A 15,257-nucleotide genomic window follows, 5' to 3' on the forward strand; every position below is an offset into this window, starting at 1 on the left:
CCGACCGGCGCGCGAGGGGAGAGACATGTCGACGAAGGTTACCCGCCCATGGCGTACCGCCTCAGCGGCGTTACTGCTGGTGGTGGTGCTGCTCACCGGGTGCGGTCTGCCGGCCGGAGGGCAACCCGGCACCGGTCCCGTCGCCGCTGAGCCGCAGCCCAGCCGGCCGGCCACGGTCACCGCCTCCGGTCGGCCGACCGGAGTCACCGGTGTCCCGCCCAGTTCCGCGCCGACCGTCGACGTCACCTACCCCGCCACCGGCGGCAACCGCTGGACGACGGCACCCGCCGAGGCGGCAACCACGGGAGCGACCGGCGGTCGGTTGCTGCGCTACCGGATCGTCGTGGAACGCGACATCCGGGGCCTGCCGGTGGGCGACGTCGCGACCGCCATCTCCACGACGCTGAACGACCCCCGCGGGTGGACGGCCGGCGGGACGTGGCGGCTACGCCGGGTGGGCGCCGGCGGGCCGGCCGACTTCACCATCTACCTGGCGACCCCCGGCACCCGCGACACGCTCTGCCAGGACGTGCCCGACGCCTACACCTCCTGCCGCAACGGTGGTCGGGTGGTGCTCAACGTGGCGCGCTGGGTCAAGGGGGTGCCCGGTTACGGTGCGAGTCTGACCACCTACCGGGAGTACATGGTCAACCACGAGGTGGGGCACAAACTCGGGTTCGGTCACGAGCGGTGCCCCCGGCGGGGCCGACCGGCACCGGTCATGCAGCAGCAGACGTTGGGCCTGCACGGCTGCACCGCGAACGCCTGGCCGTACCCGACGGGCACGGACCGCTACAGCGGGCCGGTCGGGGCGTACGACGACGACATCCCGAGACGCGAGGGTGCGTACCCGGCAGCCTGAGGCCGACGGCTCGCGGGTCACCCTCCGGTTCGCGGGAGGCGCTCCTGGTCGTATCGCAGCGTGGGATGGCGTGGGTGACACCGGGGCGGGGGCGCGTCTGGCGCTCGCCCCCGCCCACGATGTCGCCGACGGTCAGACGGGCAGGCCACCGACCTGGGTGGAGATCCACGAGCGGATCGACGGCAGGTCGACGTAGATGGACGGGCCGGTGGCGCAGGTGGAGTTGTTGTTGCCGGCCCGACTCGTCGCGCCGATCAGGTTCCACACTCCGCTGACCCGGCGCACCTGCGGCCCACCCGAGTCGCCGTAGCAGGCGCCGGAGTTGCCGTTGGTGTTGTTGGTGCAGATCTCGTACGCGCCGTTGATACCGGAGCACCGGCTGTCGGCCACGATGGACGTGTCGAGTTCGTTGGCCACGGTCGGAGCCGATCCACAGCCCCGCGGGGCGCAGGTCTGGCCCCAGCCGATGATCCGGGTGGCGGTGCCGACCGCGCCGGAGGTGCTCGGGATCGGGGCCGGCGCGTACGGGACCGAGCTGGCCAGTTGCAGCAGCTTGACGTCGACGTTCGGGTGGTTCACCGCACGGGTCACCCGCACCACGGTCCCGCCGCTGGTGCGGTTGGTGCTGCCCACCCGCACGGAGGACGGGGTCGAACAGTGCTTGGCGGTGACCGCCCAGTTGCCCTTGATCAGGGTGCCGGTGCAGCCGGAGACGTACACCAGGAAGGGGTAGTTCTCGGAGGCCGGCCGGCCACCGACCACCAGCGGGCCGACGTCGGATGCGCCGTTCCAGGTGTATGCCGTACTGGCCGGCGCGGCCAGGGTGCCGGTGAACAGCGAGTTCACCCGGCTCGCCTCGGCCGCGCTGGGGTTCGCGTTGCGGCAGGAGACCGGTGCGCTGCTGCCGGACATCAGGTCGGAGCAGAGGCCGGTGCGCCGGTCCGGCAGACCCAGGATGTGGCCGACCTCGTGGGTGGCGATGCGGGTGCGGTCGTAGCCCTGGTTGACGGCCGTGCGGCCCATCCAGATCCGGCCCGAACCGAGGCCGGTCGACTGCGCGCGGGGCCAGCCGTCGTCGACGTAGATGGTGATGCTGGCCGGGGTGCCGGCCAGGAGTCGGACGGTGCTGACCCGACTGTTCCAGATCTGCGCCGCCTGGTCGAAGTTGGTGCGGAACTCGCCGGTCCGGCTCGCGTCGTAGTAGACGGTCCGGACGGCGGCGGCCGGCGTGCCGGTGGCAAGCTGCATCCCGGCTGCCGCCAGGATCGCCACCAGCATGGCCAGCGCGGCGCGTCTCAGTTGTCCTCGGAACATCGGGCACTCCCCTGCGCTCGTCGGCGGCCACCGGCCACCATCTCATCGATGCACGTAGATGTTAATGTGACGGCGATCGATACTGGGCATAGCGGAAGCGTCATACCGACGAGCCGGTCGGTCAGACGTGCAGGGTGGGGCGGTAGACGAGTTCCTGGGAGCGACCGTCGAGGGTCCGGCTCTCGACCAGTTCCAGGTCGAAGTCGGCCGCCCCCGAGAAGATCGGCTTCCGTCCGGTCTGACCGGTGACGACCGGGAAGATCGTCACCTGGACGAGGTCGACCAGACCGGCGGCCATCAGCGCCCGGTTCATCGACAGGCTCCCGTGCGATCGCAGGGGCACGTCGGATTCCTCCTTGAGCCGGGCGACGACGTCCACGGCGTCACCGGCTACGACTGTCGCGTCCGGCCAGTCGAGCGGGCCTTGCAGGGTGTTCGACACCACCGTCGCCGGGAGGCTCCTCATCCGCGTGACCCAGGCGTCCCGTACCTCGGATTCCTCGGTGCTCGCGGCCAGCATCTGCGCGAACTCCTGGTACGTGCGGGCCCCGAAGACCATGCGCTGCTCCTCGCCGTAGACGGCCAGGCGGTGGGCGAGCAGCTCGGGGCCCTGTTTGCCCCAGTAGCCGCCCCAGTTGCCGCTGGTGCTGCCGAAGCCGTCGAGGCTGGAGAAGACGTCGACGGTGTAGGTGGCGGTCATGATGTGCTCCGTTCAGAGGTGAGTGCGGCACGACGGGCCCGCAGGTGGGACCGCTCGGTGTCGTTGGTGGCCAGCTCCATGGCCTGGTCGTAGGCGGCTCGGGCCTCCTCGTCGCGGCCGAGCCGGACCAGCAGCTCCGCGCGGGTGGCCGGCAGCCGGTGGTAGCCCGGCAGGTCGAGGTCCGCCAACCCGGCGAGGGCCTGCGCCGGTCCGTGCACCTCGGCGACGGCAACCGCACGGTTGAGCGCGACGACCGGGCTCGGCCGGAGCGCGAGAAGCTGGTCGTACAGTGCCAGGACCTGCGGCCAGTCGGTGGCGGCGCCGTCGGTGTGCACCGCGCCGATCGCGGCCTGGATCTGGTACGGGCCGGGCTGGTTACGCCGCAGGCAACGCCGGACCAGGTCGTGCCCCTCGGTGATGAGCGCCCGGTTCCACAGCGACCGGTCCTGGTCGGCCAGCAGCACCAGCTCGCCGGACGGGTCGAGCCGGGCCGGCCGGCGCGCCTCGGTCAGCAGCAGCAGGGCGAGCAGGCCGAGCACCTCGGGCTCGTCGGGCATCAAGGCGGCGAGCTCGCGGGCGAGCCGGATCGCCTCGGCGCACAGGTCCGTTCTGATCAACGGTCCGGCGGTGGACGCGTAGCCCTCGTTGAACATCAGGTAGAGCACGGTGAGCACGTACGGCAGTCGGTCCGGCAGCTCGTGTTCGGCGGGCACCCGGTAGGGGATGCCGGCGTCCCGGATCTTCTTCTTCGCGCGCACGATGCGCTGCGCGACCGTCGACTCCTGGATCAGGTAGGCGCGGGCGATCTCGGGTACGTCGAGACCGCCGAGCAGGCGGAGCGTGAGGGCGGTCCGCGCGTCCGGACCGAGCGCGGGGTGGCAGCAGGTGAAGATGAGGCGCAGCTGGTCGTCTTTCACCGGTCCCACCTCTCGGGGCTCGTCCTGGTGGTGCAGCAGCAGAGCCTGGGCGTGCCGCGCCTCGCGGGTCGACTCCCGGCGGAGCCGGTCCACCGCCCGGTTGCGGGCGGTGGTCACGATCCAGGCACCCGGGTTCGGCGGCGGGGTCTGCCACTTCTGGAGCGCCGTGGTGAAGGCGTCCTGGACCGCCTCCTCGGCGAGGTTGAGGTCACCGAGGATGCGGGCCAGGGTGGCGACGCAGCGGCCGTACTCCGCGCGGTAGATGCTCCCCAGGTCCATGTCGGTCGGCCGGCTCCCGGTCAGGCCTGGGACAGGTCGTCGAAGGGGCGCACCTCGACCGGGCCGCAGGCCGCCGCGCACTTCTCGGCCCAGGCCAGCGCCTGGTCCAGGTCCGCGCACCTGATGACCCAGAAGCCGGCGATGTGCTCCTTCGTCTCGACGAACGGCCCGTCGCTCATGGTGGTGTCGCCGTTCTCGATCCGTACGACGGTGGCGCTGTCCGGCGACCGGAGCCCTCCGCCGAAGACCCAGGCGCCCGCGGCCTGCATCTCGTCGTTGATCCGGCCGGTCTCCCGGAACATGGTCTGTGTCTCCTCGTCGGAGGGGTCCGGCTCCCCCTCGACGGCGTGCACGGACAGCAGGTACTGCTTCATGACGGTCCTCCAACCGTTCGATGGTGCGATGGCGACAGGTCAGGCGGCCAGGCGGCGCGCGACAGCGGGGATGACGATCACGGCCGCGACCAGGTGAGCGACCATCAGCAGCGCCTTGGTGGCCGCCTCCGCGTCGACGATCACGTCCGGCACCAGCGACAGGAGCGTCAACACCACAGTGGTACGGACGAACGCGAACCGGGGACGCCTGGCGAAACGAGACAGCACCGCGGCGAGGATCACCCCGACCAGCGAGAGTACGGCGGTCAGCACACCGAAACCCGTCACCGGAATGGGCGAGTCGGCCACGTCGAGGCTGATCCCCGCCGCGCGTCCGACGGCGGCGACGGCCATGGTGGCGGCGCTCGCGGCGAGCGTGGCGGCGACACCGGTCCGGATCAGCGCACCGACGGTCGAGGTGATGGCGGGCGTGGTGGTCGCTGTGGTGGTCATCGTGCCCTCCCGTGGGTGTGGCCCGCCGCGGTGGCGGGCTCTCACCAGGGCTACGAATGGACCAGGTCCCAATCGACAGGCACGCCCACGTTCTTGTCGACGACTTTCGTGGACCTCAGAGCGTGCGCTGGTATTCCTCCCAGGTCCGCTTCGGGCTGACCGCTGGGCCATCATCGACGCCCCGGTTGGCCAGGCCGTTACGACCGAGGTAGTAGTCGCCGGCCTGGTTCTGCGCACCTGTCGACTGGTCGGTGTCGGAGAGCGCGATGGCGTGGATGTGGTAGCCCCAGTCCCCCTGGGCCGGGGTCCGTAGCCACGCGGCAAAGCCCACCGTGCGCAGTCGACGCAGCACGTCGGTCCGGACCGACGAGGAGAGACCGCTGACCGAGAGGTCGAGCGCGCCGCCGCCGTCGTGCGTGCCGGCGGAGGCGCCCACACCGCTGCTGTACGAGCCCTGCGTGATGCCGAGCTGGCGGCCAAGTAGGCGTTCGGCCTCGATCAGCATCGACCTGGTGCGCGTGTTGACCTGCACACCGCGCAGGGTAACCACGCTGCCGGGTGAGATCGCCCGGACCACGGTGTACCGTCCCTCGCCGAGCGACCGCAGTGACGACGGGCCGGGTAGACCTGTCGCGTCGAGACCGGCGTAGCCGAGGGACCGCTGGTACGCGGCGTACGCGGCGATCGTGCTGGTGCCGAAGTGACCGTCGACGTACGCCGACGAGAGCAGCCCTCTCGCCTGGAGTGCGCGCTCCACAAGCAGGACGCTGTCCTTGGCACCCTCGGTCAGCGCGGTGTCCGGCCGACGCGGGTCGATCTGGGCTGCCTTGACCAGCGCCTCCATGTCCAGCTGAGGCAACGCGGCCGTGGCCGAGCCAGCCAGCGGTACGGCGCCGACCACAGCCGCACCGGCGGCGACGAGCAGGTTCCTTCTCGTAAGCACGCTTCCTCCGTAGGATATTGACCAATCCACATGAACGGATGAAGCTAGTCTTCAATGCGCGAGCCGAGTTGTCACCCCGTTGGAGCGTACAAACCTCCAACGGTGACCGTTGGCCACCTTCGCGGGGGCGGACGCGGTAGTGAGCGGTATGCCGCAGATTCATCATCATGACTTTGCGACATACCGCTCAACACTCACTCGTCTAGTTGACGGAGCCCTGCTGGGTCGGGTCGGGTGCCTGCGCGACCGCCTCGTCGTCCAGGTGCCAGATCTCGCGCATCGGGGCCCACCAGTCTCCCGAGCCGGGCTCGGCGATCGACTCCTGGCACGGGTCGGTCAGCTTCCACCACTCCTGCGTCTGCGGGTCCGCGGCGATCAGCCGCGAGTCGGCCTCGTAGTCGTCGCCGACGTACTCGTAGTAGCCGAAGAGCAGGTCGTCGTGCAGGAAGATGGTGTAGTTGCGGAAGTTCGCCTCGCGCAGCGTCTGCTCGACGCTGGGCCAGACGTCGGCGTGGAGCCGCAGGTAGGTTTCCCGCTGCTCGGGGCGGAGCCGGATCACGCAGCCATGACGTTTCACGTCGTGCCCTTTCGTGTGAACTGGTTCAGGGGTGCCGAAAGCACCTGACCGTAGCGGTTGAGGGGTGCCGGGCAGGGGCCGGCCGCCGGCGATGTCGACCGGTGGTCCTCCTGCCCGGACTACCGACCGCCAGGTTCACCCGCCGGACGCCTGTCGGAAACGCAATCGTTTCGTGAACTCGGTGCGACGCAACTCACGAAACCCTGCACCTTCACCAATCCGGAACTACTGTGAGTACGACATCGTTTCGCGGGGGGTTGGGATGCTGGGTGGTCAGCAGGTGGGCGCGGGCGCCGGGGTGCCGGCCGCCCGGGTTCCCCGGTGCACCGACAGCGACCTGTTCGGTGTGGTCATCGACCTGCTGCGCGAGGTCGGCTTCGACCGGATGACCATCGACGCCGTCGCCGCCCGCGCCCACGTCAGCAAGGCCACCATCTACCGGCGCTGGGACGGCAAGGCCGAGCTGGTCGTCGCCGCCCTGCGCGACCGGCACGTCGGCGTGCACAACCCGCCCGACACCGGCAGCCTGCGCGGTGACCTGATCGAGCTGCTGCGGGCCACGGCAGCGATCTGCGTGGCCGACTGCGACCTGATGCAGGCGCTGACCTTCGCCATGCGGACCAACCCCGAGCTGGAACGCCTGGTACGTCACCAGGTGCTGCCGGCCGGGCGGGTGGCCAGCACCGCCATCCTGGTCCGGGCCGCCGCCCGGGGGGAGATCCCGCCGGAGGCCGGCGAACGGGAGCTGTTCCACGATCTCGCGCCCGCGCTCACCCTGTCCCGCATCGTCGCGCACGGCCTGCCCGCCGACGACGCGTTCCTCATCCAGGTCGTCGACCAGGTGCTGATCCCGGTCCTCCGCTACCAGCCCGACCGCCCGTCACCGGCCTGACCCACCGACATCCGCAACACGGAAGGCTTCACCATGCCCGGAACCACCTCGACCGCACCTGGCGCATCCGGCGCCGGGGCGTCGACAAGCACGCCGCACCCGCGGCGTTGGATCGCGCTGGCGGTCATCGCGGTCTCGCAGCTGATGGTCGTCCTGGACGCCACCATCGTGAACATCGCACTGCCGAAGGCCCAGGCCGACCTGGGGATCACCGACGCGAACCGGCAGTGGGTGATCACCGCCTACACGCTGGCCTTCGGCGGGCTGCTGCTGCTCGGCGGTCGCATCGCCGACTACTGGGGGCGCAAGCGCACCTTTATCGTCGGCATGACCGGTTTCGCGCTCGCCTCCGCCCTGGGCGGTCTGGCCACCACCGGCGGGATGCTCTTCGCCGCCCGCGCGTTGCAGGGCGCCTTCGGTGCGCTGCTCGCCCCGGCCGCGCTGGCGCTGCTCACCGTGCTGTTCACCGAGGCCACCGAACGGGCCAAGGCGTTCGCCGTGTACGGCGCGATCGCCGGCGGCGGATCTGCGGTCGGCCTGCTGCTCGGTGGGGTGCTCACCGAGTACGCCAACTGGCGCTGGTGCCTGCTGGTCAACATCCCGGTCGCCGCGATCGCCATCGCGTTCGCGCTCCCGCTGGTGCCGGAGAGCCGGGCCAAGGGCAACACCCGCTACGACGTACCGGGCGCGGTCGTGGTGACCGCCGGCCTGGTCTCCCTGGTGTACGGCTTCACCAAGGCCGCCGAGGACGGCTGGGACGCCACCGCGACGCTCGGCTTCATCGCCGCGGGCGTGGTGCTGCTCGCCGCCTTCGTGGTGATCGAGCTGCGCTCCAGCCACCCGCTGCTGCCGCTGCGGATCGTGCTGGACCGCAACCGGGGCGGGGCGTTCCTCACCTCGACGCTGATCGGCGCCGGCCTGTTCGGGGCGTTCCTCTTCCTGACCTTCTACTTCCAGGTGGTGCTGCAGTACAAGCCCCTGGAGGCGGGTCTCGCGTCGCTGCCGGTCACCGCCGGTGTGCTCATCGCCGCCGGTGGCGCCAGCCAGTTGATGCCGCGACTGGGCGCCAAGCCGCTGATGGTCGCCGGTGCCGTGCTCGCCGCCCTGGGCATGCTGGTGCTGACCCAGATCGACGCGGACACCTCGTTCCTCACCCACCTGCTGCCCGCGCAGGTCATCCTGGGCCTGGGGCTGGGCTTCACCTTCGTCCCGCTGTCCAGCCTCGCCCTGGTCGGGGTGCCGGAGCACGACGCCGGCGCGGCCAGCGCGACGCTCAACGCCACCCAGCAGATCGGTGGCTCGCTCGGCACCGCCCTGCTGAACACCTTCTACACCAGCGCGGTCGCCGCCTACCTGGTGGGCCGGGCGCCGAACCCGGTCACCCAGGTCGAGGCGCTGGTGCACGGTTACCGGGTGGCCTTCGCCTGGGGCGCGGCGCTGATCGTGCTCGCCGGCCTGGCCACCCTGGTCCTGGTGAAGGTCCGCAAGGAGGACGTCCCCACCGGCACCACCGTGCACATGGGCTGAGCTGACCGATGTGGCCGCCGGCCGGAGCGCCCCGAGCGTGGGGTGGACCGGCCGGCGGCCACGTCCGGTAACGTCCCGACCATCGTCGAAAATCCGTTTGAGGAGATCCATGTCGACCCCTGCTGACCAGATCATCACAGCTCTGCGCGCGGGCCACGAGGAGCTCGCCGCGCTCGTGCGGGACCTCAAGGAGGACGACCTGCTCCGGCCGTCGGGGGCCAGCGAGTGGCAGGTCTCCCAGGTGCTGAGTCACCTGGGCAGCGGCGCCGAGATCAACCTGGCGACGCTGGACGCCGCCCGCACCGGCGCACCCGGCCCGGACGGGGACTTCAACCGTGGCGTCTGGGCACGCTGGGACGCGATGGCCCCGGCCGAGCACGCCGCCGGGTTCCTCGCCGCCAACGAGCGGCTGGTCGAGGCGTACGAGGCGCTGGACGCCGAGACCCGCTCCTCGATGCGAATCGACCTCGGTTTCCTGCCGGAGCCGGTGGACGTGGCCACCGCGGCCCGGTTCCGGCTCAGCGAGTTCGCCCTGCACCAGTGGGACACCGAGGTGGCGTTCAACCCGTTCGCGGCGGTGACGCCGGGCGCGGTGGCGCTGCTGCTCGACCAGATCGGCGGCATGCTGGCCTGGACCAGCCGACCGCAGGAACTGGGCGGGCGGGAGGCCACGCTGCTGGTCCGGGTGCACGCGCCCGAGCGGACGTTCGGGCTGCGGCTGGGCGAGAAGGTCGAGGTCGTCGACGCGCCGGAGCGTCCCGACGGCGAGCTGGAGGCCCCGGCCGAGGCGTGGCTGCGGCTGGCCACCGGACGGCTGGGCACCCAGCACACCCCGGACGGGGTGCGGGCGACCGGTTCGGTGACCCTCGACGACCTGCGCCGGGTCTTCGTCGGCTTCTGACCAGCGGCCGTGGGGGGGGGGGGGGGGGGCGCGCCCCCCCCCCCCCCCCCCCCCGCCCCCCCCCCCGCGGGTCGGGGGGGGCCCCACCCCCCGGGGCGGGCGGGGGGGGGGGGCGGGCGGGCGGGTCGGGTTGGGGGCTAGGGGTCGGGTCCCCTCCGCCCACCGGCGGGGTGATTTCGTGGTATTCTCACCCGGGGCGGTGCGGGCCGGTCAACCCGGCCCGCACGGCACGTCAGCCCTTCACGCAGACCACCTGCTTGAGGTGCGCGACCACCTCGACCAGGTCCTCCTGCTGGGCCATCACCTCGGTGATGTCCTTGTACGCGCCGGGGATCTCGTCGACCACCCCGGCGTCCTTGCGGCACTCCACCCCGGCGGTCTGCGCGGCCAGGTCCTCGGTGCTGAACGTCCGCTTGGCCTGCGCCCGCGACATCCGGCGCCCGGCCCCGTGCGACGCCGAGCAGTACGCGTCCGGGTTACCCCGGCCCCGCACGATGTACGACCCGGTGCCCATCGACCCGGGGATGATGCCCAGGTCACCCCGGCCGGCCCGGATGGCCCCCTTGCGCGTCACCAGCACGTCCACCCCGTCGTAGCTCTCCTCGGACACGTAGTTGTGGTGGCAGCTGATCGACTCGTCGTAGGCGACCTGCGGGAACTGCTCCCGCACCACCCCGCAGAGCAGGGCCAGCATGACCGCCCGGTTGCGCCGCGCGTACTCCTGCGCCCACCACAGATCCCGCCGGTACGCGTCCATCTCCGGCGTCCCGGTGAGGAACACGGCCAGGTCCCGGTCCGGCAGGTCGGCGTTGTGCGGCAGCCCCCGGGCCACCCCGATGTGCCGCTCGGCCAGTTCCTTGCCGATGTTGCGGGACCCGGAGTGCAGCATCAGCCAGACCCGCCCCTCGTCGGCGCCGCCCTGCTCCAGGCAGACCTCGATGAAGTGGTTGCCCCCGCCGAGGGTGCCGAGCTGCCGCCGCGCCCGCGTCTCCAACTGTGCCACCCGCCGGTCCAGGCCGGCGAACCGGCCCCAGAAGTCGTCCCAGCCGGCCTGCTCCAGACCCCGGATCCGACGCGTGTCGACCGAGTCCTCGCGCTGGGTGAAGCCGACCGGGATGGTGGCCTCGATCGCGGAGCGCAGCCCGGCCAGGTCGTCGGGCAGGTCGGCGGCGGTCAGCGAGGTACGCACCGCCGACATCCCGCAGCCGATGTCGACGCCGACCGCGGCCGGCGAGACGGCCTGCCGCATCGCGATCACCGAACCGACCGTGGCGCCCTTGCCGAAGTGCACGTCGGGCATGACGGCGACACCCTGCACCCAGGGCAACGCACCGATGTTGCGCAGCTGCTTGGCGGCCTGCGGCTCGATCGCGTAGGGGTCGGTCCAGACCCGGACCGGAGCCCGGGTACCGGCGAGAGGGGTGAATCCCATCGTGGTCTCCTCGTGTCGTGCGATGACCGTTGATGATCAGGTATGAGCGCGGCGGCGGTGCGCGGATACGAAACGGCCGCCCGATCCCGGTGGGATGGGCGGCCGGCGGACGCGTCAGCGTCGCGTCAGTCGCGCCACCCCGGCTCGTTGCGCCGCAGCGCCGGGTACGCACAGGCTCTGGTGGTGCCGAGCAGAGACCCGCCGGCAGGGAGCAGCCGGGCGGCATCGGTGCGGATGCGTCGTGGCACGGCGTACTCCCTTCGGGGTGTGGCTCGGTCGACCTTGCACCGACGAGCCTAGGAGGGCTGCGGGGCGTCCGCAATGGATATCGCCGTTACCGGCCGCCGACCCGGCGGGCGACCGCCAGCAGATACCCCTTGCGATCCAGCGGGTCGTTGTCCCAGCGGGGCCGGGTGGGGCTGGGACCGGGCACCGGGCGGTACCTGTCGAACTCGGTCTCCAACACACCCTCGCCCCGGGTCAGCGCGGGCAGGCGACGCTCCAGCGCGTGCACCCGGCCCGCCGGGATCTCGCCCCGCACCAGGTACGACGTGCCCCGCCCGATGGTGTCGGTCGGCACCGCGTCCAGTCGCGTGAGCGCCGGCAGCAGCGTGCCGAGGACGTCACCGGGCACCTCCAACCGGAAGCGGTGCACCGGCTCGTGGACCCGCGTACGGGCACGGGTGAGCGCGGCCATCAGCACCAACGGGGTGAGATTGCGGAAATCCCCGGCGGTGCTGGACATGCTCTTGTCGAAGCTGCCGTGCGAGTGGCTCTGCCGCGCCCAGTAGCCGGCGTGGGTCATCGTCACCTCGCAGTCGGGGACCTCCCACCCGTGCAGACCCTGGCGCAGGGTCCGACGCACGGACTCCTCCACGGCGGCGAAGAAGGCGGGTGGCATCGAACCCAGCTCGACGCCGAGGTGGAAACTCACACCGGCCCCGGTCGGCGCCGGGCCGATCCGCAGCCCGACGGTGGCCAGGAAGGGGTTGGGCGCCACCGCGATCGCCTCGACCGCCTCGCCGACGCCGCACACCCGCTCCACGTGCACCACGCTGGTCTCCCGGAACGTCACCGGCACGCCGAAGTCGTCGGCCAGGGTGGCCTGGATGACCTCCTTCTGCACCTCGCCGTAGAGCGACACGCTGATCTCGTGCCGCCGGTCGTCCTGCCGCAGGTTGATCAGCGGGTCCTGTTCGGCGAGTTGGCTCAGCGCCGCGTGGAGCGCGGCCCGGTCGACGGGGCGCTCCGGCACCACCACCGTCTCCAGCGTGGGTGGCGCGAAGTGGCGGTCCGCGCCGGCACGTTCCGGGGGTACGCCGACCGGGTCGCCGATCCGCGCGTCCGGCACACCCCACAGCCGGGCGATGTGGCCGGCACCGACCGACGGCGCCACCACGTCGGCCCCCTGGCTGGCGACACGTATCGCCGTGACCAGCGCGGCGTCGGCCGTACCGACGCGAACCCGGTCGCGGACCCGGATCGTGCCGGCGAAGAGGCGGACCAGGGCGATCCTCTCCCCCGCCGATCCCCGCTCGATGGCGAACACGGTGCCGGAGACCGGGGCGTCCAGGTCACCCTGACCGGTCGGCAGCAGTTCGGTGATGCCGGCGATCAGCGCGCCCACGCCGGTGCCGGTGATCGCCGAGCCGGCGTACACGGGCTGCACCAGCGCCCGGCGGGTCCGCGTCGCCAACACCCGGCGCAGTCGCGGGTACGGCACCGCCGACGGGTCCGCCACCCAGTCGGCGAGCAACCCGTCGTCCTGCCCCGCGAGCACGTCGAGCAGCCGGTCGGTGAACCCCACGTCGGCGGGGCCGTACGGCGAGCAGTGCGCGCCGCGAGTCCCCGGCGCCGCCACCGAGCCCATCGCCACCACGGTCGGAGTGAGCTTCTCCGCGACGGCCCGCACGACCCGCTCGGGGTCCGCCCCGGCCCGGTCGACCTTGTTGACGAAGATCAGTGTCGGGATGCGCAGCCGCCGCAGGGTCCGCATCAGCACGCGGGTCTGCGGTTGTATCCCCTCCACCGCGGAGATCACCAGCACCGCGCCGTCGAGCACGCCGAGCACCCGCTCGACCTCGGCGATGAAGTCCGGGTGACCGGGCGTGTCGATCAGGTTGACGGTCACGTCGTCCAGCACGAAGGAGACGACGGCCGAGCGGATGGTGATCCCGCGTTGCCGTTCCAGAGCCAGGGAGTCCGTACGGGTGCTGCCCGCGTCGACACTGCCGAGCTGGTCGGTCACGCCAACGTCGTGCAACAGCCGCTCGGTCAGGCTGGTCTTACCGGCATCGACGTGAGCCAGGATGCCGAGGTTCAGAGTCTTCACGCAGCGTCAGGTCCTTCAGGTAGGCGACAGATCCCCTCTGGTCGGACATCGACGCAGCGCGCATGGTGACTCCCTGGCTGTTGGTGGCGGTTTCGGGTAGTTCAGCAGGCCGTCGCGGCTCGGACAACCGATTTAGCCGGCGCTCCCGTTCACGTACCGTCCGGCTCCGCGACGCGGCGTGCTCACCTGACGCGGCTAGGTTCGCGCGGCACTGTCCGCCCCTGTCCCGGGAGAACCACCATCACCGCCACCTGGCCGTCGCACCATGTCGGCACCGTCGCCACCGCACCGGACCTGCCGTCGGCGGACGCGGATCGGGAACCGCGCGACACCCGGTCCGGCTGGGCGGTGGCGGGTTGGGTGCTCCCCGCCCTTGTCGCGCTGGTGCTGGGCCGGTGGCGGCTGACCGGTCCGGCCCTCTGGGCCGACGAGTTGGCCACCTGGGGCGCGGTCCGGTTGAGCTGGTCGCAGCTGTGGCAACTCGCCGGTTCGGTGGACGCGGTCCTGACTCCCTACTACGCCCTGATGAAGGTGTACGTCGCCGTGGCCGGCACGTCCACGGCCGCGTTGCGGCTGCCCTCGGTCGCCGCCAGCACCGTCGCCACGGTGGTGGTGACCGCGCTCGGACGTCGACTCGGCGGCCCCGGGACCGGCCTGCTGGCGGGGCTGCTCTTCGCGATCCTGCCGGTGACCTCCCGGTACGCGCAGGAGGCCCGGTCCTACGCCCCGGTGATCCTCGGTGCCGCTGTCGCCGTGTGGTGCCTGATCAGCCTGCTGGAGGAGCCCACGCGTCGCCGCCTCGCCGGGTACGCCGCCGCCGTCGGCGTCGTCGGGCTGCTGCATCCGCTCAACGGCCTGCTGATGCTCGCGGGTCACGCCGTCGCGGTCGGCTGGTGGCAGCTCCCCCGCCGAGCCGAGGGCTGGCGGACCGTACGCGGGTGGGTGACGGCCGCCGGCGTGGGTGTGCTGCCGGCGCTCGCGCTGTCGGTCTGGGGTCGGGGGCAGACCGGCCAGGTGTCCTGGATCGCGCTCGTCGACCTGGGTGCCCTCCAGGCGTTCCCGGAGCGGCTCTTCCACTCCGCGGCCGTCGGCGGGCTCGTCCTCGTCCTCGCGGTCCTCGGCGCGCGCCGCGCCCCGGCGTACGTGTGTCTGGCCGGCGCGGCGTTCGTCCCGATGGCGCTGCTGTTGCTCGCCGGCACCCAGCTACACGTCTGGGTGGCCCGCTACGTGCTTGTCGTGCTGCCGGCGCTGGCCGTCCTCGCGGCGTCCGCCCTGGCCCGCGTCGGACGGTCGTCGGCCGTCGTCGCGGTCGCCCTGGCGGTCGTCCTGGCCCTCCCCGCACACGTCGCCATTCGCGCCCACGCCGGTCACAGCCAGGACTCGTACCGGATCGCGGCGGTCATCGGTCCCCACTACCGACCCGGCGACGTCGTGGTGTTTCCGGACAGCCACCCGAGCATCCCCTGGTCACCGCGCGACATCTACGAGCGCTACCTGCCGGCCCCACGCCCACCGGACGTGCTGCGCGTCGCCCCGCAGCGCAGCGACGGCCGGTTCCTGGCGACGGAGTGCCCGGACGCCACCTGCCTCGGCACACCACCGCGCATCTGGGTCGTCGGGGCCGATCCCGCGGCCGACCCGCTCCGGGACATGACGCCCGGCAAACGGGAACGGATCAGCGCCGGCTACCGGGAGGCACAGCGCTGGCGGTACCCGCTGCTCAGCATCACCCTCCTGGAGCGCACGGCCTGAGG

Annotated in this window: 15 protein-coding genes and 1 pseudogene; 5 read left to right on the top strand and 11 right to left on the bottom strand. The window is 72.0% G+C overall.

The features are described from left to right. Positions 1 to 25: 25 nt before the first annotated feature. Positions 26 to 862, top strand: coding sequence for a DUF3152 domain-containing protein (locus tag AB0A90_RS00705; protein WP_357239392.1), 837 nt, complete (start codon positions 26 to 28; stop codon positions 860 to 862). Between the two features lie 132 nt (positions 863 to 994). On the opposite strand, the gene AB0A90_RS00710 is transcribed toward AB0A90_RS00705, so the two are convergent. The 8 genes and pseudogenes from AB0A90_RS00710 to AB0A90_RS00745 form a co-directional block, all read right to left on the bottom strand. Then, positions 995 to 1,699, bottom strand: a complete 705-nt coding sequence (locus AB0A90_RS00710; RefSeq protein WP_357240637.1) for a trypsin-like serine protease — start codon at positions 1,697 to 1,699, stop codon at positions 995 to 997. A gap of 3 nt (positions 1,700 to 1,702) precedes the next feature. Continuing rightward, positions 1,703 to 2,110 (bottom strand): annotated as a pseudogene (locus tag AB0A90_RS00715) (snapalysin family zinc-dependent metalloprotease); the annotation flags it as partial. A 187-nt stretch (positions 2,111 to 2,297) separates the two neighbouring features. Beyond that, a complete protein-coding gene (locus AB0A90_RS00720) occupies positions 2,298 to 2,876 on the bottom strand; it encodes a dihydrofolate reductase family protein (RefSeq protein ID WP_357239396.1) in 579 nt (192 codons plus the stop codon). Further along, on the bottom strand, positions 2,873 to 4,072 hold the full coding sequence (locus AB0A90_RS00725) for an RNA polymerase sigma factor (protein WP_357239399.1): 1,200 nt from the start codon (positions 4,070 to 4,072) through the stop codon (positions 2,873 to 2,875). The genes AB0A90_RS00720 and AB0A90_RS00725 overlap by 4 nt, the downstream gene beginning before the upstream one ends. A 20-nt stretch (positions 4,073 to 4,092) precedes the next feature. After that, on the bottom strand, positions 4,093 to 4,446 hold the full coding sequence (locus AB0A90_RS00730; RefSeq protein WP_357239402.1) for a YciI family protein: 354 nt from the start codon (positions 4,444 to 4,446) through the stop codon (positions 4,093 to 4,095). A 39-nt stretch (positions 4,447 to 4,485) separates the two neighbouring features. Then, on the bottom strand, positions 4,486 to 4,899 hold the full coding sequence (locus tag AB0A90_RS00735; RefSeq protein ID WP_357239405.1) for a DUF6069 family protein: 414 nt from the start codon (positions 4,897 to 4,899) through the stop codon (positions 4,486 to 4,488). Between the two features lie 115 nt (positions 4,900 to 5,014). Further along, the gene (locus tag AB0A90_RS00740) at positions 5,015 to 5,842 is read right to left on the bottom strand and encodes a peptidoglycan-binding domain-containing protein (protein WP_357239408.1); all 828 of its coding nucleotides are present in this window, start codon (positions 5,840 to 5,842) and stop codon (positions 5,015 to 5,017) included. Between the two features lie 202 nt (positions 5,843 to 6,044). After that, the gene (locus tag AB0A90_RS00745) at positions 6,045 to 6,419 is read right to left on the bottom strand and encodes an L-rhamnose mutarotase (RefSeq protein WP_357239411.1); all 375 of its coding nucleotides are present in this window, start codon (positions 6,417 to 6,419) and stop codon (positions 6,045 to 6,047) included. A gap of 262 nt (positions 6,420 to 6,681) precedes the next feature. On the opposite strand from AB0A90_RS00745, the gene AB0A90_RS00750 reads away from it, so the two are divergent. The 3 genes from AB0A90_RS00750 (at position 6,682) to AB0A90_RS00760 (ending at position 9,739) form a co-directional block, all read left to right on the top strand. After that, positions 6,682 to 7,311 carry a TetR/AcrR family transcriptional regulator gene (locus AB0A90_RS00750; protein WP_357239414.1) on the top strand — a complete coding sequence of 210 codons (630 nt, stop codon included), beginning with the start codon at positions 6,682 to 6,684 and terminating at the stop codon, positions 7,309 to 7,311. A 33-nt stretch (positions 7,312 to 7,344) separates the two neighbouring features. Beyond that, positions 7,345 to 8,838: an MFS transporter gene (locus tag AB0A90_RS00755; protein ID WP_357239417.1), complete on the top strand. Its 1,494-nt coding sequence runs from the start codon at positions 7,345 to 7,347 to the stop codon at positions 8,836 to 8,838. A 109-nt stretch (positions 8,839 to 8,947) separates the two neighbouring features. Beyond that, on the top strand, positions 8,948 to 9,739 hold the full coding sequence (locus AB0A90_RS00760; RefSeq protein ID WP_357239420.1) for a maleylpyruvate isomerase family mycothiol-dependent enzyme: 792 nt from the start codon (positions 8,948 to 8,950) through the stop codon (positions 9,737 to 9,739). Positions 9,740 to 9,971: 232 nt separating this feature from the next. Here AB0A90_RS00760 and AB0A90_RS00765 read toward each other — a convergent pair whose 3' ends face one another. The 3 genes from AB0A90_RS00765 to AB0A90_RS00775 all read right to left on the bottom strand — a co-directional run bounded on the left by AB0A90_RS00765 (position 9,972) and on the right by AB0A90_RS00775 (position 13,503). Next, complete coding sequence (locus tag AB0A90_RS00765) at positions 9,972 to 11,171, bottom strand: RtcB family protein (RefSeq protein WP_357239423.1); 1,200 nt, start codon at positions 11,169 to 11,171, stop codon at positions 9,972 to 9,974. Between the two features lie 125 nt (positions 11,172 to 11,296). After that, positions 11,297 to 11,419 (bottom strand): hypothetical protein, encoded by a 123-nt coding sequence (locus tag AB0A90_RS00770; RefSeq protein WP_357239426.1) that lies wholly within the window; start codon positions 11,417 to 11,419, stop codon positions 11,297 to 11,299. An 86-nt stretch (positions 11,420 to 11,505) separates the two neighbouring features. Continuing rightward, entirely contained in the window at positions 11,506 to 13,503 is a 1,998-nt protein-coding gene (locus AB0A90_RS00775) for a translation factor GTPase family protein (protein ID WP_357239428.1), read from the bottom strand. Positions 13,504 to 13,863: 360 nt separating this feature from the next. Here AB0A90_RS00775 and AB0A90_RS00780 point away from each other — a divergent pair, with 360 nt between their 5' ends. Continuing rightward, complete coding sequence (locus AB0A90_RS00780) at positions 13,864 to 15,255, top strand: glycosyltransferase family 39 protein (RefSeq protein ID WP_357239431.1); 1,392 nt, start codon at positions 13,864 to 13,866, stop codon at positions 15,253 to 15,255. Positions 15,256 to 15,257 lie beyond the last annotated feature (2 nt).

The sequence above is a fragment of the Micromonospora sp. NPDC049204 genome, assembly GCF_040647935.1.
Taxonomy (GTDB): Bacteria; Actinomycetota; Actinomycetes; order Mycobacteriales; family Micromonosporaceae; genus Micromonospora.